Source organism: Janibacter sp. FSL W8-0316 (assembly GCF_038004165.1).
GTDB classification, from domain to species: Bacteria; Actinomycetota; Actinomycetes; order Actinomycetales; family Dermatophilaceae; genus Janibacter; species Janibacter indicus.
Map to the genome: position 1 here is coordinate 32,004 of NZ_JBBOQX010000001.1, position 19,525 is coordinate 51,528.

Sequence of the window (19,525 nt, forward strand, 5' to 3'; positions counted from 1 at the left end):
GAGTAAAGTGGGGGATCAAGGAAGCGCAGGGAGCCCTCGGGTCGAGACGAAGGGGAGGTGGTCGCCGTGTTCCTCGGTACCCACACCCCGCGCCTGGACGACAAGGGCCGCCTCTTCCTCCCCGCGAAGTTCCGCGACAAGCTCGCCGGCGGCCTGGTCATGACCCGTGGTCAGGAGCGCTGCCTCTACGTCTTCCCCATGGACGAGTTCGTCAAGATCACCCAGCGCTTCCAGGAGGCCCCCACCTCGAGCAAGGCCGCTCGCGACTACATGCGCGTCTTCCTCTCCGGCGCGAGCGACGAGATCCCCGACAAGCAGGGCCGGGTCACCGTGCCCGCGGCGCTGCGCCAGTACGCCGGCCTCGACCGCGAGTGCACCGTCATCGGCACCGGCTCGCGGGTCGAGGTCTGGGACACCGCCGCGTGGGAGGAGTACCTGGCCAGCACCGAGCAGGCCTTCGCCGACCAGTCCGAGGAGGTGATCCCCGGACTCATGTGATGCAGCTGCCGCCCGGCCTCCAGCCGTGACGGCCCCGACCCGACTTCCCCCGGGCCGGAACGTCCCGGATGGGGACCAGGCGGCAGCAGCGAGCAGGACCCGGAGATCACCACCACCACCCACCACCGACGAGCACGAAGGGAGCACCGTGGAGCACGACGAGGACCGTGACCTCACGACCGACACCGGCCGCGACGCGGCCTCCCGCCACGTGCCCGTCATGCTCGACGAGGTCCTCGACCTGCTCGCCCCGGCGCTCTCCACGGAGGGCGCCGTCCACGTGGACGGCACGCTCGGCATGGGCGGCCACGCCGAGGCGGTCCTCGAGGCGGACCCGCAGGTGCGCCTTGTCGGCATCGACCGCGACCCGCAGGCGCTGGCCCTCGCGGGGGAGCGGCTGGCCCGCTTCGGCGAGCGCGTCACCCTCGTGCACGCCGTCAACGACGAGATCGGCGAGGTCCTCGACGACCTCGACCTCGAGAGCGTCACCTCGGCCTTCTTCGACCTCGGGGTCTCGTCGCTGCAGCTCGACGAGACCGAGCGCGGCTTCGCCTACGCCCACGACGCGCCGCTCGACATGCGGATGGACCCCACGACCGGGGTCACCGCCGCCGAGGTGCTCAACACCTACGACGCCCGCGACCTGACCCGGGTGCTGTCGGAGTACGGCGAGGAGCGCTTCGCCCGCAAGATCGCCGGCGCGATCGTCCGCGAGCGGGAGGCCACCCCCTTCGACCGCTCCGGCCGACTCGTCGAGCTGCTGCGCGCCACGATCCCGATGGCCTCCCAGCGCGGCGGTGGCCACCCGGCCAAGCGGACCTTCCAGGCGCTGCGGATCGAGGTCAACGAGGAGCTCGCCGGCTGGGCCCGCGCGCTGCCCGTCGCCCTCGACCGGCTGGCCGTGGGCGGCCGGATCGCGGTGCTGTCCTTCCACTCGCTCGAGGACCGCATCACCAAGCGCGCGCTCGCCGCCGGTGCCGCCTCGACCACCCCGCCCGACCTGCCCGTCGAGCTGCCCGAGCACGCACCCGAGCTGCGCCTGCTCACCCGCGGGGCGCTCACCCCGAGTGCCCGCGAGCTCGAGACCAACCCCCGATCCGCCTCGGTGCGCCTGCGCGGCGCCGAGCGCATCCGACCGCCCCGTCACCAGGAAGGCCGCACCCGATGAGCCAGTCGTCCGTCGCCACGACCGTCGCCCGTCGTGCCCCCGCCCGTCGCACCCGGGCCTCGCTCGAGGTCGTCACACCGACCGACCGGGCCGGGTCCGCGTGGTTCCCGGTGCTGTGCTTCGCCCTGCTCGTCGCCGGGCTCGGCGCCGTCCTCGGGCTCAACACCTCGATGGCCCAGGACTCCTTCGAGGTGACGGCTCTCGAGGCCCGCTCCGCGTCGCTCGCCGACAAGGAGGACTCGCTGACCCAGACGATCAACGACCGGGCCGCACCGCAGCGCCTGGCGACCGAGGCCGACGCGCTCGGCATGGTCCCGGCCGGCAGCGCAGCCTTCATCGACGTCGACAAGGGGAGCATCCTCGGCGTGGCGTCGGTCGCCAAGAGGCCCGACGGATTTACCGTGGGAGCGGCCGCCACGGCGACGGCGGACCAGTCCTCGAGCAGCTCCTCGAAGTCCACGAAGTCCACGTCCAAAACCTCGTCCAAGTCCACGTCGAAGTCCGCCTCGAAGTCCACCGGGGCCGCCCAGAAGAAGACCTCCACCGCCCGCCCGAGCAACTGACAGGAGAGGCCCGCACGTGAGCCAGCGCCGACCTGACCGCCCTCGAGGCACCGGTCGACCCTCCTCCGGCCAGGCACGGCCTGCCCGCAAGGCGGCACCTGCTCGCAAGGCCGCGTCCGCGCGCAAGGCGGCGCCGGCGAGGAAGTCCGCGCCGGCTCGCAAGGCGGCACCGGCGGCCAAGCAGGCGGCTCCTGCCCGGAAGGCCGCTCCTGCCAAGAAGGCGACGTCGGCGCGGAAGGCCACCCCGCCCCGCACGAAGGCCCCTGCTCGTCGACCGGCGGCGACCGCGCGCTCGGCCAGCCCGCGCACCCGCATGCGGGCGCTCATGGTCGTCTCGCTCATCGTGCTCAGCCTCTTCGCCGCGCAGCTGCTGCGCATCCAGGGCTTCGACTCCGACGCCGTCGCCGCCGACGCACTGCGCCAGCGCACCCAGACCGAGGCGATCCCCGCCCACCGCGGCACGATCTACGACGCCAACGACACCGTCCTGGCGCAGAGCCAGGAGCGGCGCACCGTCGTCGTCGACCAGACGGCCGTGCCGGAGTACGACAAGAAGGTCGACGGCACGACCACCAAGGTCGGGGTGGCGGGCGCCGCCAAGGACCTCGCCGAGCCGCTCGGCACCAGCGCCGAGGACATCGAGCCCAAGCTCACCGGCTCGCAGCGCTACCGGGTCCTCGCCAAGAACATCTCGCCGCTCACCTGGCGCCGGATCAACGCCCTGGGCATCCCCGGCATCTACTCCGAGCGCTCGACCCAGCGCACCTACCCGCAGTCGACGACGGTCGCCTCTCTCGTCGGCTTCGTCCAGCCGCAGGACCAGACCGCCGGCGGTGGCCTCGAGCTGCAGCTCGACGACGTCCTCAAGGGCACCCCCGGCCAGGCGACCTACGAGATCGCCCAGGACGGCTCGCGCCTGCCCAATGCCTCCGACGACGTCAGCTCGGCGACCGCGGGCAAGGACGTGCGCCTGACGATCGACAACGACGTGCAGTGGTACGCGCAAAATGCCCTGGCCGACAAGGTCAAGGAGACCAAGGCGCTCTCCGGCACCGTCGTCGTCCAGCGGGTCGACACGGGCGAGCTCGTCGCCCTGGCGTCCTACCCGACCTTCGACCCCAACAACATCGGCGACGGCAAGGGCGTCTTCACCAACCTCGCCTTCAGCGATGTCTTCGAGCCCGGGTCGACCTCCAAGATCATGACGGTTGCGGCGGGCCTCGAGGAGGGGACGATCACCCCCGAGACGCCGATGATCCTGCCCTACTCGATGCAGCGCGGGGACCAGACGCTGAGCGACAGCCACCCGCACCCCGACCAGTACCGCACCGTCGCCGGCGCCCTCGCCGAGTCGAGCAACACCGGCACGATGCTCATCGGCGAGACGATGACGCCCAAGACCCTCGAGGAGTACCTGCGGCGCTTCGGCCTCGGGTCGACGAGCGGCTCCGGCTTCCCGGGTGAGTCCGGTGGCCTGCTGCCGAAGTCCGAGACGTGGAACGGCTCGCAGCGCTACACGATCACCTACGGCCAGGGCGTCTCGACGACCGCGGTGCAGGTGACCAACGTCTTCCAGGCGATCGCCAACGACGGGGTGCGGATCAGCCCGACCTTCGTCAAGGAGGTCAGCGACGGTGACGGCGGCTGGGAGGCGGCCCCGGCCGGCAAGCGCAACCGCGCCGTCTCGAAGAAGACCGCCAACGACGTCTCCCGGATGCTCGAGGGCGTCGTGAGCGACGAGGGCACCGCCCCCGAGGCGAAGATCAAGGGATATCGCGTCGCCGGCAAGACCGGTACCGCCGACCGCTACGACTCCGAGACCGGCGGCTACAGCGGCAAGACCGCGAGCTTCATCGGCTTCGCCCCGGCCGACGACCCCAAGCTCGTCGTCTCGGTGATCCTCCAGCGCCCCATCAAGGGCTACTACGGCGGCACGGTCGCCGCGCCGGTCTTCAAGGACGTCATGACCTACGCCCTGCAGAAGGAGAAGGTCCCGCCGACGCCGCAGGACGAGAAGGCGCCCAAGGTGCGCACCAAGCTGCCGAAGAAGCCGGCTGCCGACACCCCGGGTCTGCTGCTTGACCGGGGCGCTCCGGATGGCGGGTAAGGTCGCGGATCGTGTCTTTTCCTCGTCCTGAGCGGGTGCGCCCGCTGACTCTCGTGGACGTCGCCGACATCGTCGGCGGCGCCGCGCCCGTGCCCGGTGACCCGGCCACCTCGGTCACCGGCGTCTCCCTCGACACCTCGACCGTGCGCCCCGGCGACCTGTGGGCCGCCCTGCCCGGTGCCCGGGCCCACGGAGCCGACTTCGTCGACAAGGCCGTCGCGGCCGGTGCCGTCGCCGTCCTCACCGACGCCGACGGGGCCTCCCGGCTGCAGGCGAAGGGGAGTGACCTCCCCTTCGTCGTGGTCGAACGCCCGCGTGCGGTCCTCGGCCGGGTCGCCGCGGCGGTCTACGACAGCGGCGACCGCCGCTCGACGATGTTCGGCATCACCGGGACCAACGGCAAGACGACGACCGCCTACCTCATGGTCTCGGCCCTCGAGGCGCTGGCCCACACGACCGGGCTCATCGGGACCATCGAGACGCGCATCGGCGACGAGCGGATCAAGTCCGTGCGCACCACCCCCGAGACCACCGACCTGCACGCCCTGCTCGCGACGATGGGGGAGCGCGGCGTCGACGACTGCGTCATGGAGGTCTCGAGCCACGCGCTCACGCTGCACCGCGTCGACGAGGTCGTCTACGACGTGGCGCTCTTCACCAACCTCAGTCAGGACCACCTCGACTTCCACGGGACGATGGAGGACTACTTCCTCGCCAAGGCGAGCCTCTTCACCCCCGAGCGCTCCCGCCGTGGCGTCGTCTGCGTCGACGACGAGTGGGGCGCGCGGCTGGCGCAGGAGGCCACCGTCCCCGTCACGACGGTCACCTCCCGGCTCGACGTCGAGGCCGACTGGGTCGTCGGCGGCGACCCGCGCGAGCCCGCCATGACACTCACCGGCGCCGACGAGGTGCTGCACCTCGAGTCGGCCCTGCCCGGTGACTTCAACCGCGTCAACACCGCGATGGCGGCCGTGGCGCTCGTCGAGTCGGGCATCCCCTCCCGCCAGGTCGCCGGCGCGATCCTCACCCGGCCCTACGTGCCGGGCCGCATGGAGCTCGTCGTGCCGAGCGACCCGACCCGTGAGGACCTGCCGACGGCGGTCGTCGACTTCGCGCACACGCCCGACGCCGTCGGGGCGGCCCTCGCCGCGCTGCGGCCCCAGACCAACGGTCTGCTCGTCGTCGTCCTCGGCGCCGGCGGCAGCCGCGACCCCGGCAAGCGGCCCGGCATGGGTGCCTCCGCGGCCGCCCACGCCGACGTCGTCATCGTCACTGACGACAACCCGCGCGACGAGGACCCCGCCGTGATCCGCGATGCCGTCGCGGAAGGCGTCTGGCCCCGCTCGCGCGCCCGCCTCGAGGTCGTCGAAGGCCGCGTGGCGGCCATCGAGCGGGCCGTCGAGATCGCCCACGAGTCCGGGCCCGGCGCCACCGTCGCCGTCCTGGGCAAGGGCCACGAGCAAGGCCAAGAGGTGCGCGGAGAGATCCGAGAGCACGACGACCGGGCGGTCCTGCGGGCCGCCCTCGACCGCCGGAGCGTCACCGGATGATCCCCACGACCCTGGGCGCCGTCGCCGACATCACCGGCGGGCGCCTCCACGGCTGCGGACCCGACGAGGCCGCGCAGGTCCTCGTCGACGGTCCCGTCGTCACCGACTCCCGCGAGGCCGCCCCGGGCAGCCTCTACGTCGCCCGTGTCGGCGAGAGCGCCGACGGGCACGACTTCGTCCCCGGCGCCGCGCGCGCCGGTGCCGTCGCGGCCCTCACGACCCGTGAGGTCGACGGGCTGCCCTGCGTCGTCGTCGAGGACGAGCAGGCCGGCTTCGTCGCGCTGGCCCGGCACCTCGTCGACTCCCGACCCGACCTGACGGTCATCGGCATCACCGGGTCCTCCGGCAAGACGAGCACCAAGGACCTCCTCGGCTCCGTGCTCGCCGCCGACGGCGAGACGATCGCCCCGGTCGGCTCCTACAACTCCGAGGTGGGCGTCCCGCTCACCGTCTGCCGGATCACCCCGTCGACGCGGCACCTCGTCGTCGAGATGGGCGCCCGCGGCATCGGTCACGTCGACTACCTCACCCGGATCGCGCCCCCGCGCATCGGCATCGTCCTCAACGTCGGTCACGCCCACGTCGGCGAGTTCGGCTCGGTCGAGGCGATCGCCGAGGCGAAGGGGGAGCTGCCCGCCGCCCTGCCCGCGGACGGTGTCGCGGTGCTCAACGCCGACGACCCGCTCGTCGCCGTCATGGCGGAGCGCACGTCCGCGCAGGTCGTCCTCGTCGGCGAGTCGGAGGCGGCGCACGTGCGGGCCACCGACGTCACCCTCGACGAGGCCGGCGCCCCCTCCTTCACCGTCATCGCCCCCTTCGGCACGGCGCAGGTGCGGCTGGGGCTCGTCGGGCGCCACCACGTCGGCAACGCCCTGGCGGTCATCGCGGCGGCGCACGCCGCGGGGATGGGCCTCGAGCAGATCGTGCCGGCCCTGGCCGACGCCCGCCCGCTCAGCCGGTGGCGCATGGAGGTCACCCGGCGCGAGGACGGCGTCGTCGTCGTCAACGACGCCTACAACGCCAACCCCGACTCGATGTCCGCCGCCCTGCGCAGCCTGGCGACGATGGGCGCCGGCGGTCGTCGCTGGGCCGTGCTCGGCACGATGCTCGAGCTCGGAGACGCCTCCGCCGAGCTGCACGCCGCCGTCGGCCGCGAGGCCGCGGAGCTCGGGGTCGACGAGGTCCTCGTCGTCGGCGAGACGGCTGCGGCGATCGCGGACGGCGCACGGGACACTGCTCGTGAGGACGGCCCGCGGGTGCGGGTCGTGCCCGACGCCGACGCGGCCGAGGCGGTGCTCGTCGCCGAGCTCGCCGCGCCGGACGTCGTCCTCTTCAAGTCCAGCCGCGACGCCGGGCTACGGTGGCTCGGAGACCGCATCGTCCAGAGGGAGGCCCACGCATGATGGCCGTGGTCATCGCTTCTGTCGTGTCACTCGTCGTCGCCCTGCTCGGCACGCCGATGTTCATCACGTACCTCGTCAAGCAGGGGTACGGCCAGTTCATCCGTGACGACGGTCCGACCTCGCACCACACCAAGCGCGGCACGCCGACGATGGGCGGCGCGGTCATCATCCTCGCGACCGTCATCGCCTACGCCGTCGCGCACCTCGTCACCTGGCAGTCGCCGACCGCCAGCGGCGTCCTCGTGCTCTTCCTCATGGTGGGTCTGGGTGCCGTCGGCTTCGCCGACGACTACATCAAGATCAGCAAGCAGCGCAGCCTCGGCCTGAAGTCGGGGGAGAAACTCATCGGGCAGACCCTCGTCGGCGTGACCTTCGCGGTCCTCGCCCTGCAGTTCCCCAACGACGCGCTGCGCCGCCCGGCCTCGACGAGCATCTCCTTCGTGCGCGACACCGCGCTCGACCTGGCCTTCTTCGCCCCCTTCGTCGGCGTGATCCTCTTCGTGCTCTGGGCCAACCTCATGATCGCGGGCACGTCCAACGGCGTGAACCTCACCGACGGTCTCGATGGTCTGGCGACAGGCGCCTCGGTCATGGTCTTCGGGGCCTACGTCGTCATCTCCATCTGGCAGTTCAACCAGAACTGCCAGACCAGCCCCGGCGCCAACTGCTACGACGTGCGGGACCCGCTCGACCTCGCCGTCGTCGCCGCGGCCGGCACCGGTGCCTGCTTCGGCTTCCTGTGGTGGAACGCCTCGCCGGCCAAGATCTTCATGGGGGACACCGGATCGCTCGCCCTCGGCGGCGCGATCGCCGGTCTGGCGATCCTCTCGCGCACCGAGCTGCTCGTCGTCATCCTCGGCGGCCTCTTCGTGACGATCACCCTCTCGGTGATCATCCAGGTCGCCTCCTTCAAGTCCACCGGCAAGCGGGTCTTCCGCATGGCGCCCCTGCAGCACCACTTCGAGCTGCTCGGGTGGCAGGAGGTGACGATCGTCATCCGCTTCTGGATCGTGGCCGGCCTCTTCGTCGCGCTCGGCCTGGCGATCTTCTACGCCGAGTGGGTCGTGGGGGCACCGTGACCGACGCCGCCTCCCGCGAGGAGCGTCTGGCCGGTCTGACCTGCCGCGAGGCCGACTGGGCCGGCCTGCGGGTCGTCGTCACCGGGCTGGGCGTCTCCGGCTTCGCGGCCGCCGACGCGCTCCTCGAGTACGGCGCCCGGGTGCACGTCGTCGACGCCAAGACGCCCGAGCCCGACACCCAGATGGCCCAGCGGGCCCAGATCCTCGAGGTGCTCGACGCGCAGCTGCACCTCGGTGACGGCGCCGAGAGCGCGCTGCCGGTGCCGGCCGACGAGATCGACCTCGTCGTCACCTCGCCGGGCTGGCCCCCGCACCAGCCGCTGCTCGCCGCGGCGGCCGCGGCCGGCATCCCGATCTGGGGTGACGTCGAGCTCGCGTGGCGGATGCGCCCGCGCGCCGGGGGAGCGCCCTGGCTGCTCGTCACCGGCACCAACGGCAAGACGACGACGGTGCAGATGCTCACCTCGATGCTGCGCGCCGCGGGCCTGCGGGCCGCGAGCGCCGGCAACGTCGGCACGCCGGTGCTCGACCTCGTCCAGGACCCCGAGCCCTACGACGTCATCGCCGTCGAGCTGTCGAGCTTCCAGCTGCACTGGAGCCACTCGCTTCGCCCGCAGGCTGCGGCCTGCCTCAACATCGCGCCCGACCACATCGACTGGCACGGCTCGCTCGAGGAGTACGCCGCGGCCAAGGGCAAGGTCTTCGCCAACGCCGAGGTCGCCTGCGTCTACAACGAGCAGGACCCGGCCACCCGCCGACTCGTCGAGGAGGCCGATGTCGTCGAGGGCTGCCGCGCCGTCGGCTTCACCCTCGGCACGCCCGGCCTGTCGATGCTCGGGCTCGTCGAGGACGTCCTCGCCGACCGGGCCTTCGTCGCCGAGCGCGAGACCTCCGCCGCCGAGCTCGGCACGCTGGCCGACCTGCAGGGCGAGGCCCCGAGCGTGGCCCCGCACCTCGTCGCCAATGCCCTGGCCGCCGCCGCGCTCGCCCGGGCCCACGGGGTGCCGCCCGTCGCCGTGCGCGACGGGCTGCGGGCCTGGCAGCCCGAGCCGCACCGCATCGCCCACGTGGCGACCGCCGGCGAGGTCCACTGGATCGACGACTCCAAGGCGACCAACCCCCACGCCGCTCTCGCGAGCCTGACCTCCCACGAGCACGTCGTGTGGGTGGCCGGCGGCCTGCTCAAGGGTGCCGACGTCGACGAGCTCGTCGCGGCGGCCGCCGGTCGACTGCGCGCCGCCGTGCTCATCGGTCGCGACCGCGAGCAGATCGCCGCGGCCATCGCCCGACACGCGCCCGATGTCCCCGTGATCGACGTCGCCGCGACGGACACTGGGGCGATGGACCTCGTCGTCCGGCACGCGGCCACGCTCGCGATGCCGGGAGACGCGGTGCTGCTGGCCCCGGCAGCCGCATCCATGGACATGTTCGACAACTACGGGGCCCGCGGCGACGCCTTCGCCGCCGCGGTGCACAGGTACCTGCAGGAGGGGTGAGCGTGAGCAGCAGCGCAGCGACCGGGTCCGGTCGCAGCGGCGCGCGCCGCACCCGCTCCACCCGGGTCGACGAGTGGACCGCGCGCTTCGAGTCGCCGATGACGACCTACTACCTGCTCCTGGGCATCGTCGGCCTGCTCGTCGGCATCGGCCTGGTCATGGTGCTGTCGGCGTCGATGATCGTCTCGCTGAAGGAAAACGACAGCTCCTTCACGATCTTCCTCAAGCAGTTCGTCTTCGCCCTCGCCGGCGGGCTCGCGCTGTGGTGGTCCTCGCGGCGCAGCATCGCCTTCTGGAAGCGCATGGCCATGCCGGCCGTGGGCGCCTCGATCGTGCTGCTGCTGCTCGTGCTGACGCCCCTCGGCTTCGGCTTCCAGGGCAACCGCAACTGGATCGGTGTCGGGTCCCTGTCGATCCAGCCGAGCGAGGTGGCCAAGGTCGGTCTCGTGCTCGCCGGTGCGCTGGTCCTCGAGCGCAAGCGGGCGCTGCTCGGCTCGATCAAGCACGCGCTCATCCCCTTCGTCCTGCCGGGGATGCTGCTGATCGTCGGGCTCGTCATGCTCGGGCACGACATGGGGACCGCGATGGTCATCTGCGCGATCGCCGTCGGCATGCTCTTCGCGGCCGGCGTGCAGCTGCGGTGGTTCGCGCTCGGCGGTGGGCTGCTGGCCCTGCTGGGGATGCTCGCCGCCAACATCGGCAACAACCGCATGCAGCGCATCCAGATCTGGCTGGACCCGACGCAGTGCGCGCCCGGCTCCGACCTCTACTACGGCATCTGCCGCCAGTCGATCCACGGGCGCTACGCCCTCGCCGACGGTGGCTGGTTCGGCGTCGGCCTCGGCGCCAGCCGCGAGAAGTGGGGCTGGCTCTCCGAGCCCTACAACGACTTCATCTTCGCGATCATCGGCGAGGAGCTCGGCCTCATCGGCACGCTGACGATCCTCGCGCTCTTCGCCGCCTTCGCCGTGGCCGGGCTGCGCCTGGTCACGCGCACCGACGACTTCTTCGTCCGCGTCGCCACCGCCGGCATCTGCACCTGGGTGCTCGTGCAGGCGATGATCAACATCGGCGCCGTCATCGGGATGCTCCCGGTCATCGGCGTCCCGCTGCCCTTCGTCTCCTCCGGCGGGTCATCGCTCGTGACCTCGATGCTCGCCGTCGGCATCCTGCTGAGCTTCGCTCGAAGCGAGCCGGGGTGCTCTGAGATGATCGCCGCCAAGCCCTCGCGGGCGCGCGCCCTGCTCGCCCGCATCCCGAGCAGGAGGACATCGTCGCGATGACGCCCACCCGCCCCTCACGCATCCTGCTGGCGGGGGGTGGCACCGCAGGGCACGTGTCCCCGCTGCTCGCCCTCGCCGACTGCCTGCGCCGCCGCGACCCCGCAGTCGAGATCCTCGCCCTGGGCACGAGCGAGGGCCTGGAGTCGCGGCTCGTCCCCGAGCGCGGCTACGACTTCGCGACCGTCCCCAAGGTCCCGCTGCCCCGCAAGCCCTCCGGCGACCTCGTGCGCCTGCCGGTCAACCTGCGGCGGGCCGTCGCGGCCGCCGGGCGGGCGATCGAGCAGGTCGACGCCCAGGTCGTCGTCGGCTTCGGCGGATACGTCTCGACGCCGGCCTACCTCGCCGCCCGCAAGGCCGGCGTCCCGATCGTCATCCACGAGCAGAATGCGCGGGCCGGCGTCGCCAACAAGGTGGGGGCCCGCTTCAGCGACCACATCGGGGTGACCTTCCCCGGGACCAAGCTCGCCGGCGGTCGGGTCATCGGCATGCCGCTGCGGCCCGAGATCGTCGCGCTCGACCGTGCGGCGACCCGCGCGCAGGCGCGCTCCGGGCTGGGGCTGCGCGATGACCTGCCGGTCCTCCTCGTCACCGGCGGCTCGCTCGGCGCCAAGCGGCTCAACGACGCCTTCGAGGCCAGCGTCGCGACGCTGCGCGACGCCGGGGTGCAGGTGCTGCACGCGACCGGCGCGGGCAAGGACTTCGTCGCGACGGGTGGCGACCCGTCGGTGCCCTACGTCGTCCTGCCCTACGTCGACCGGATGGACCTGGCCTATGCCGCCGCCGACGCCGTCGTCTGCCGCGCCGGGGCCAACACCGTCTGCGAGCTGACCGCGGTCGGGCTGCCCGGCGTCTACGTCCCGCTGCCCATCGGCAACGGCGAGCAGCGGCTCAACGCCGCAGGCGTCGTCGAGGCGGGCGGTGGCCTGCTCGTCGAGGACGCCGACGTCGACCCGGCCTGGGTGGCCCGCGAGATCGTGCCGCTGCTGGGCGACGGTGCGCGTCTGCGCTCGATGTCGCAGGCCGCGGAGTCCGTGGGGCACCGCGACGCCGACGAGACGCTCGCCGACATGGTCGCCGACGCGTGGGCACGAGGTGGCCGTCGTGGTTGACGCGCTGCCCGAGGTCCCGCGCAACCCCCGCTTCGACGTCTTGGCACCACGGGTGCCACTGGCCGAGCTCGGAGTCGTCCACGTGCTCGCCGCCGGTGGCGCCGGCATGTCGGCCATCGTGCGGCTGCTGCTCGACGCGGGTGTCGAGGTGCGGGGCAGCGATGCCCACGACTCGCCGCTCCTCGAGCGGCTGCGCGAGCGCGGCGCGACGATCTGGGTGGGGCACGACCCGGCCCACCTCGAAGGCGCCGACACCGTCGTCGTCTCCTCGGCGATCCGTGAGGACAACCCCGAGCTGGCGGCTGCGCGTGCCGCCGGTCTGCGGGTGCTGCACCGCAGCCAGGCGCTCGCCTCGGCGATGGGGGAGCAGACCCGCATCGCGGTCGCCGGAGCCAACGGCAAGACGACCACCAGCTCGATGCTCACCGTCGCCCTGCTCGAGGCGGGGGCGCAGCCCTCCTTCGCCCTCGGTGGCGAGCTGGCCACGCAGGGGGTCAACGCCGCGCTCGGTGTGGGCACCCCCTTCGTCGCCGAGGCCGACGAGTCCGACGGGTCCTTCCTCGCCTACACGCCGCAGGTCGCGGTCGTCACCAACGTCCAGCCCGACCACCTCGACTTCTACGGCGACTTCGCGACGGTCGAGGCCGCCTACCTCGAGTTCGCCGAGACGATCACCGACGGCGGGCTGCTCGTCGCCTGCGCCGACGACGCCGGCTCCGAGCGGCTGGCCGCCCGGGCCGAGGCCGCGGGGGTGCGGGTGCTGCGCTACGGCTTCGGCGAGGGCGCCGACGTGCGGCTGGTCGACCCGGTGCTCGACGGCACCAGCGCGAGCGCCACGCTCGTCGAGGGCGGTGCCCGCAGGGAGCTGTCGATCAGCGTCCCGGGGCGGCACAACCTGCTCAACGCCGCAGCGGCCTACGCCGCCGCCGCGCACGGCGTCGGCACCGAGGCCCAGGCGGTCCTCGACGGGCTCGCCGCCTACGGCGGGACCCGACGGCGCTTCGAGACGAAGGGGGTGGCGCGCGGCGTCACCGTCGTCGACGACTACGCGCACAACCCCGGCAAGGTCGAGGCGGTCGTGCGCACCGCCAAGGAGATCGCCGGCGAGCACCGCCTGTGGGTGATCTTCCAGCCGCACTTGTACTCCCGCACCCGCGACTTCGCGGCCGGCTTCGCCGCCGGTCTGGCTCCGGCCGATGAGGTGCTGCTGCTCGACGTCTACGGCGCCCGTGAGGACCCGGTGCCCGGCGTCGGCTCGCACCTGATCAGCGAGCCGCTCGTGGCGCAGGGACGCTCGGCCCGGGTCGTCTCCACCGACGACGCGATCGCGGCCGTCGCTCAGGGCGCCACCGACGGCGACCTCGTGCTCACCGTCGGCGCCGGCGACGTCACCCACCTCGGCCCGCGGTTGCTCGAGGCCCTGGGCCGATGAGCCGGGGGAGCGGGACCCGGGAGGCGACCGAGGAGCGCTTCGCCCAGCGCGCCGCTCAGGTGCGCGGGCAGCGCGCTCGTCGGTGGCTGGTCCTCCTGGTCGTCGTCGCGCTCGCCGTCGGGCTCGGCTGGGTCGTCGGGTTCTCCTCCCTGCTGGCCACCCGCGAGGTCGAGGTCACCGGGGCCGATCCCGCCGACCGGGCCGAGATCGAGCAGATCGCCGAGGAGCAGATCGGCACGCCGCTGGCCCGGGTCGACGGCGACGGCGTCTCGCGCACCATCACCTCCGAGGTGCCCGGTGCCGCGCACGCCAGCGTCGAGCGGGGCTGGCCCCGCACCCTGAAGGTCAAGGTGACATCGAGGGTTCCGGCATTGGCGGTGCGTCTCGAGGGTGACCGTTACCGCCTGCTCGACCTCGACGGCGTGGCGATCCGGACCGTCGGCTCGCCGCCCAAGGGCGTGCCGACGGTGACTGCGGACGGCGGCGCGGAGGTCTCCGGCCACGGCGTGCGAGCTGCCCAGGGGATGCTCGCGGCCCTCCCGGACGACCTGCGCGAGGAGGTCGACGACGTCACCGTCGACTCGGCCGACCAGATCACCTTCACGCTCGGGCGGACCGAGGTCGTGTGGGGGGACGGCAGCAGTCCCGATCTCAAGGTGAGGGTCATCAAGATCCTCCTCGACAAGAAGCCGAAGACGATCGACGTCTCCGCGCCGGACACGCCGGTCACCACGGGATAGGCTGACGACACGCGGGCGTGGCGTTTGCCCCTGCGGCCCGGGCCGCATAACGTCACCCGCACACCGAGCGTGACCAAACTGTAACCCTGAAGTTCACCTTGAGTTTTGGGGTTGAGGCACCACCGAGCAGCAGCAACAGGAGTCCCCGTGGCATCAGCCCAGAACTATCTGGCCGTTATCAAGGTCGTCGGCATCGGCGGCGGTGGCGTCAACGCCATCAACCGGATGATCGAGGTCGGCCTCAAGGGCGTCGAGTTCATCGCGATCAACACCGATGCCCAGGCGCTCCTGATGTCCGACGCCGACGTCAAGCTCGACGTCGGCCGTGAGCTGACCCGCGGTCTGGGCGCCGGCGCCGACCCCGAGGTCGGCAAGAAGGCCGCCGAGGACCACGCGGAGGAGATCGAGGAGGTCCTCAAGGGGGCCGACATGGTCTTCGTCACCGCCGGTGAGGGTGGTGGCACCGGCACGGGTGGTGCCCCGGTCGTGGCCAAGATCGCCAAGAGCCTCGGTGCGCTCACCATCGGTGTCGTGACCCGCCCGTTCACCTTCGAGGGTCGCCGTCGGGCCAACCAGGCCGAGTCCGGCATCGGCGCGCTGCGCGACGAGGTCGACACGCTCATCGTCATCCCCAACGACCGGCTGCTGTCGATCAGCGACCGGGCCGTGAGCATGCTCGACGCCTTCCGCAGCGCCGACCAGGTCCTGCTCTCCGGTGTCCAGGGCATCACCGACCTGATCACCACGCCCGGTCTGATCAACCTCGACTTCGCCGACGTCAAGTCCGTCATGCAGGGGGCCGGCTCCGCCCTCATGGGCATCGGCTCGGCCCGGGGCGAGGACCGCGCCGTCCAGGCCGCCGAGCTGGCGATCTCGTCGCCGCTGCTCGAGGCGAGCATCGACGGTGCGCACGGTGTCCTGCTGTCGATCCAGGGTGGCAGCGACCTCGGTCTCTTCGAGATCAACGAGGCCGCCCGTCTGGTGCAGGAGGCCGCCCACCCCGAGGCCAACATCATCTTCGGTGCGGTCATCGACGACGCCCTCGGCGACGAGGTGCGGGTCACCGTCATCGCCGCCGGATTCGACGGGGGTGCCCCGCAGCAGCGACCGGACGACCGGGCCCTCGGTCAGGTCCAGTCCGGCGGCCAGGGGCGCCCGGCGCAGCCGCAGCAGCAGGCCGCGCCCGCCCAGCAGCGTCCGGCGCAGCAGCGCCCGGCCCAGCAGGTGCCTGCGCAGCAGGCCCCTGCCCAGCAGCAGGCGCCCGCGCAGCAGCGTCCGGCCCAGACCCAGCCCGCCCAGCAGCCGGCCCCGGCACAGCAGCAGCCGGCGCAGGCCGAGCCGCAGCAGCCCGCCCAGCAGCCGGCCCAGGGGCAGCCGCAGCAGCAGCCGGCGCAGCCGCGTCAGGCCACCCCGCCGCGGCAGGTCACCTTCGACGACGGCGACGACCTCGACGTCCCGGACTTCCTCAAGTGAGCTGAGCGACCTCCCGCAGGGCCCCGACCGATCCGGTCGGGGCCCTGCGTCGTCCCGGGGGTCCCGGGCGATAGGTTGCAGGCGTGTTCGCCTGGAGAGATGACGCGCCGGGGCTCGTGCGAGCCTTCACCGACCGCCACGACGGGGTGAGTGTGGCTCCCTTCGCCGGTCTCAACCTCGGCGCCCACGTCGGCGACGAGCCCGACGCCGTCCGCGCCAACCGCGGGGCCGTCGAGCAGGCCCTCGGCCTGTCGCTCGTGGTCGCCGACCAGGTGCACGGCACCGACGTCGTCCACGTGACCCGCGAGCTGCTCGACGGGCCCCGTACCGCCACGGGCGCCGTCGCCGAGGGCGATGCGCTCGTCACCGACCTGCCCGGCACCGCCCTGGGCGTCCTCGTCGCCGACTGCACGCCGGTCCTGCTCCACGACACCGCCGGGCCGCTCGTCGGCGCGGCCCACGCCGGCCGTCCGGGCATGGTCGGCGGAGTCGTGCGCCGACTCGTCGAGGCGATGCGGGACCTCGGGGCCAGCGACCTGCGGGCCACCGTCGGGCCGTCGGTGTGCGGGCGCTGCTACGAGGTGCCGGCCGACATGCGCGCGGCGGCCATCGAGGTCTCGCCGGCCTCTGCCGCTCTCACCTGGACCGGGACGCCGGCCATCGACGTCGCCACCGGGGTCGTCGACCAGCTGCAGGCCGCGGGCGTGCCCGTCGAGTGGATCCCGGGCTGCGCCCGCGAGGACGCCGCGCTCTACTCCTACCGCCGCGACGGCCTCACCGGCCGCTTCGCCGGCATCGTCGGGCGTCCCGCATGAGCCGCCGGGAGGAGCTGGCCGAGCGCCTCGCCACCGTCGAAGGGAGGATCGCCGCGGCCTGCGAGGCCGCCGGCCGCAGCCGTGACGAGGTCCACCTGGTCGTCGTGACGAAGTTCTTCCCCCGCAGCGACGTCGACCTGCTGGCCGAGCTCGGCATGCGTGACCTCGGGGAGAACCGCGAGCAGGAGGCCGCGGCCAAGCTGGCCGACGGGGGGCCGCCGCCGGGTGTGCGCACCCACTTCATCGGTCAGCTGCAGTCCAACAAGGCCGGCGCCGTGACCCGCTGGGCGGACGTCGTGCAGTCGGTGGACCGGCCCAAGCTCGTCGGTGCGCTCGCGCGCGGCGCCGAGGCCGCGGGTCGCGAGGTCACCGCCCTGGTGCAGGTCGACCTCGACCCCGCCGGGGACAGCCGACGTGGGGGAGCGGCCCCCGAGGACGTGCCCGCCCTCGCCGACGCGATCGCGAGCAGCTCCCTTCGCCTGGGTGGGCTCATGGCCGTGGCGCCGCTCGGCGCCGACCCGGAGCCCGCCTTCGCCCGGCTGGCCGCGCTGGCCGACGCGCTGCGGGCCGACCATCCCGAGGCGACCTGGGTCTCGGCCGGCATGAGCGGGGACCTCGAGGCAGCGGTGCGCCACGGCGCGACACACCTGCGTGTCGGGACGGCAATCCTCGGAGATCGTCCGTCACACCGGTAACTTCGGTGACACCGACGAGGCAACCGGTACGACAAAGGATTTGAGGACATGACGGCACTGCGCAACGCGATGGTCTACCTCGGGCTCGCCGAGGACGACAAGCGCTACGACGAGTACGACGACTACGTCGACGAGTACGACGCGGGCCACGAGGTCCTCGAGGAGGAGCACGCCGCCGCGGAGGTCACCCCCCTGCGTCGCGTCCCCACCGCACCGGCCGTCCGCGAGGTGGAGGTCACCCCGATGAACCGCATCACGACGATCCACCCGAGCACCTACAACGACGCCCGGGCCATCGGCGAGAGCTTCCGCAGCAACACGCCCGTCATCATGAACCTCAGCGACATGGACGACTCCGACGCCAAGCGGCTCGTCGACTTCGCCGCGGGTCTGGTCTTCGGTCTGCACGGGTCGATCGAGCGGGTGACCAACAAGGTCTTCCTGCTCTCGCCGGAGCACATCGAGGTCGACGCCGAGGGTGGCGAGGCGCCCCAGCCGCGCGCCCTGTTCAACCAGAGCTGAGCTTCCGCACGACCTCACAGGTGGGGTCCAGACCCCCGACCTAGGCTGGTTCCATGTCGATCGTCCGTGACGTGCTGCACCTCGTGCTGTACGTCTACTTCCTCATCCTCATCGGACGTCTCGTCCTCGACTGGATCCAGGTCTTCGCCCGCCAGTGGCGGCCCAAGGGCGTGATCCTCGTCGTCGCCGAGGCCATCTACACCCTCACCGATCCGCCACTGCGAGCGATCCGCAAGGTCATCAAGCCCGTGCGGATCGGCGGGGTCGCCCTCGACCTCGCCTTCCTCGTGCTGATCATCGTGGTCTCACTGCTCCTGCGCATCGTCTAGGCTGGCCTCGATGCCCGTGCGCGCACTTGCGCCACGAGCAAGCAACCTGTCCGAACGCATACGGAGGAACAATGGCGCTCACGCCCGAGGACGTCCTCAACAAGACCTTCACCCAGACTCAGTTCCGTCGTGGTTACGACGAGCGCGAGGTCGACGACTTCCTCGACGAGGTCGTCGCCGAGATGCGTCGCATGGTCAAGGACTCGGAGGACCTGCGGGCTCGCGCCCAGGACGGATCCGGCTCCCGCAAGGCTGCCATGCCGGTCGCCGCCGCGACCGACTCCGGCAAGGCCGACGAGGCGCTGACCCGGGAGAACCGCGACCTGCGCACGCGTCTGGAGGACCTGCGCTCGCGCTTCGACAAGGAGACCGCCGCCCGCGCCGCCGCCGAGAAGCGCGCGAGCGACCTCGAGCAGAGCGCGCGCGCCGACGACGAGCGCGCCAAGGGCGACGCCGCCAACCTCTCCAAGGCCCAGCAGGGTGCCGACGAGCGCATCGCGACGGTCAACGCCCGCGCCGACGAGGCCGAGGCTGCCGCGCAGGAGCGCATCAAGGCCGCCAACGCCGCCGCCGAGAAGGCCGAGGCCGAGGCCAAGGCTCGCCAGGACGAGGCCGCCAAGGCTCCCGCGGCCGCGGCCGCGAGCAACGACTCCGGGGCGGGCCAGATGGCTGCCGCCGCCGGTGGCGGTGCCGGGGCTTCTGGCCTCATCGCCCTCGCGCAGCGCCTGCACGACGAGCACGTCGCCGAGGGCCAGACCCAGCGCGACAAGCTCATCGCCGAGGCGCAGCGCCGCCACGACGAGCTCGTCTCGACGGGCCAGAGCAAGCACGACGAGCTGCTCTCGACGGGTCAGAGCAAGCACGACGAGTTCATCAAGACCGGTCAGGGCAAGCGCGACCAGTTCATCGGCGAGGGCACGACTCAGCGCGACAAGCTGGTCTCCGACGCCCAGACCAAGAGCACCACGATGGTCAGCGAGGCCGAGGCCCAGCGCAAGAAGATCCTCGACGACCTCAACGCCCAGAAGTCGAAGATCGAGAGCCAGATCGCCGAGCTGACGACCTACGAGCGCGACTACCGCCGCAAGCTCAAGGACTTCATCTCCGGCCAGCTCAAGGGTCTGGACACCCAGGCGAGCGTCGCCCCCGAGGCCAGCGCCAAGCACTGACCTGCGCGACCACGACGCGGCGTCACCCCACGCGGGTGACGCCGCGTCGTCGTCTCCCGGCGCACCCGTCGGGTGAGCAAACGAAGAACACGGC

Annotated in this window: 18 protein-coding genes; all 18 read left to right on the forward strand. The window is 72.5% G+C overall.

All coding sequences use genetic code 11. The annotated features are described in order from the left end of the window. The first annotated feature begins 66 nt into the window (after nt 1-66). The 18 genes from mraZ (at nt 67) to NYE39_RS00220 (ending at nt 19,431) form a co-directional block, all read left to right on the forward strand. Nucleotides 67-498: a division/cell wall cluster transcriptional repressor MraZ gene (gene mraZ, locus NYE39_RS00135; RefSeq protein WP_072626159.1), complete on the forward strand. Its 432-nt coding sequence runs from the start codon at nt 67-69 to the stop codon at nt 496-498. 148 nt (nt 499-646) lie between these two features. Continuing rightward, on the forward strand, nt 647-1,666 hold the full coding sequence (gene rsmH, locus NYE39_RS00140) for a 16S rRNA (cytosine(1402)-N(4))-methyltransferase RsmH (RefSeq protein WP_341011528.1): 1,020 nt from the start codon (nt 647-649) through the stop codon (nt 1,664-1,666). Continuing rightward, nucleotides 1,663-2,229, forward strand: coding sequence for a hypothetical protein (locus NYE39_RS00145; protein ID WP_341011529.1), 567 nt, complete (start codon nt 1,663-1,665; stop codon nt 2,227-2,229). Before rsmH ends, NYE39_RS00145 begins: the two co-directional genes overlap by 4 nt. A gap of 16 nt (nt 2,230-2,245) precedes the next feature. Beyond that, entirely contained in the window at nt 2,246-4,336 is a 2,091-nt protein-coding gene (locus tag NYE39_RS00150) for a peptidoglycan D,D-transpeptidase FtsI family protein (RefSeq protein ID WP_341011530.1), read from the forward strand. A gap of 11 nt (nt 4,337-4,347) precedes the next feature. Beyond that, nucleotides 4,348-5,886, forward strand: coding sequence for a UDP-N-acetylmuramoyl-L-alanyl-D-glutamate--2,6-diaminopimelate ligase (locus NYE39_RS00155; protein WP_341011531.1), 1,539 nt, complete (start codon nt 4,348-4,350; stop codon nt 5,884-5,886). Continuing rightward, nucleotides 5,883-7,289 carry a UDP-N-acetylmuramoyl-tripeptide--D-alanyl-D-alanine ligase gene (locus NYE39_RS00160; protein WP_341011532.1) on the forward strand — a complete coding sequence of 469 codons (1,407 nt, stop codon included), beginning with the start codon at nt 5,883-5,885 and terminating at the stop codon, nt 7,287-7,289. Before NYE39_RS00155 ends, NYE39_RS00160 begins: the two co-directional genes overlap by 4 nt. Further along, nucleotides 7,286-8,368: a phospho-N-acetylmuramoyl-pentapeptide-transferase gene (gene mraY, locus NYE39_RS00165; protein ID WP_084450661.1), complete on the forward strand. Its 1,083-nt coding sequence runs from the start codon at nt 7,286-7,288 to the stop codon at nt 8,366-8,368. Before NYE39_RS00160 ends, mraY begins: the two co-directional genes overlap by 4 nt. Further along, nucleotides 8,365-9,864, forward strand: a complete 1,500-nt coding sequence (murD, locus tag NYE39_RS00170; RefSeq protein WP_341011533.1) for a UDP-N-acetylmuramoyl-L-alanine--D-glutamate ligase — start codon at nt 8,365-8,367, stop codon at nt 9,862-9,864. The genes mraY and murD overlap by 4 nt, the downstream gene beginning before the upstream one ends. Before the next feature lie 2 nt (nt 9,865-9,866). Next, the gene (gene ftsW / locus NYE39_RS00175; RefSeq protein WP_341011534.1) at nt 9,867-11,147 is read left to right on the forward strand and encodes a putative lipid II flippase FtsW; all 1,281 of its coding nucleotides are present in this window, start codon (nt 9,867-9,869) and stop codon (nt 11,145-11,147) included. After that, on the forward strand, nt 11,144-12,256 hold the full coding sequence (murG, locus tag NYE39_RS00180; protein WP_341011535.1) for an undecaprenyldiphospho-muramoylpentapeptide beta-N-acetylglucosaminyltransferase: 1,113 nt from the start codon (nt 11,144-11,146) through the stop codon (nt 12,254-12,256). Before ftsW ends, murG begins: the two co-directional genes overlap by 4 nt. Further along, nucleotides 12,249-13,688, forward strand: a complete 1,440-nt coding sequence (gene murC / locus NYE39_RS00185) for a UDP-N-acetylmuramate--L-alanine ligase (RefSeq protein ID WP_341011536.1) — start codon at nt 12,249-12,251, stop codon at nt 13,686-13,688. The genes murG and murC overlap by 8 nt, the downstream gene beginning before the upstream one ends. After that, on the forward strand, nt 13,685-14,428 hold the full coding sequence (locus tag NYE39_RS00190; RefSeq protein WP_341011537.1) for a cell division protein FtsQ/DivIB: 744 nt from the start codon (nt 13,685-13,687) through the stop codon (nt 14,426-14,428). The genes murC and NYE39_RS00190 overlap by 4 nt, the downstream gene beginning before the upstream one ends. Before the next feature lie 147 nt (nt 14,429-14,575). Beyond that, the gene (gene ftsZ / locus NYE39_RS00195; protein ID WP_341011538.1) at nt 14,576-15,901 is read left to right on the forward strand and encodes a cell division protein FtsZ; all 1,326 of its coding nucleotides are present in this window, start codon (nt 14,576-14,578) and stop codon (nt 15,899-15,901) included. Between the two features lie 83 nt (nt 15,902-15,984). Beyond that, nucleotides 15,985-16,716: a polyphenol oxidase family protein gene (locus tag NYE39_RS00200; RefSeq protein WP_341011539.1), complete on the forward strand. Its 732-nt coding sequence runs from the start codon at nt 15,985-15,987 to the stop codon at nt 16,714-16,716. After that, nucleotides 16,713-17,411, forward strand: coding sequence for a YggS family pyridoxal phosphate-dependent enzyme (locus NYE39_RS00205; RefSeq protein WP_341011540.1), 699 nt, complete (start codon nt 16,713-16,715; stop codon nt 17,409-17,411). Before NYE39_RS00200 ends, NYE39_RS00205 begins: the two co-directional genes overlap by 4 nt. Before the next feature lie 48 nt (nt 17,412-17,459). Continuing rightward, nucleotides 17,460-17,933, forward strand: a complete 474-nt coding sequence (locus NYE39_RS00210; protein WP_341011541.1) for a cell division protein SepF — start codon at nt 17,460-17,462, stop codon at nt 17,931-17,933. A 53-nt stretch (nt 17,934-17,986) separates the two neighbouring features. Then, nucleotides 17,987-18,262, forward strand: coding sequence for a YggT family protein (locus tag NYE39_RS00215; protein WP_072624286.1), 276 nt, complete (start codon nt 17,987-17,989; stop codon nt 18,260-18,262). 71 nt (nt 18,263-18,333) lie between these two features. Continuing rightward, nucleotides 18,334-19,431: a DivIVA domain-containing protein gene (locus NYE39_RS00220; protein ID WP_341011542.1), complete on the forward strand. Its 1,098-nt coding sequence runs from the start codon at nt 18,334-18,336 to the stop codon at nt 19,429-19,431. Nucleotides 19,432-19,525: the final 94 nt, after the last annotated feature.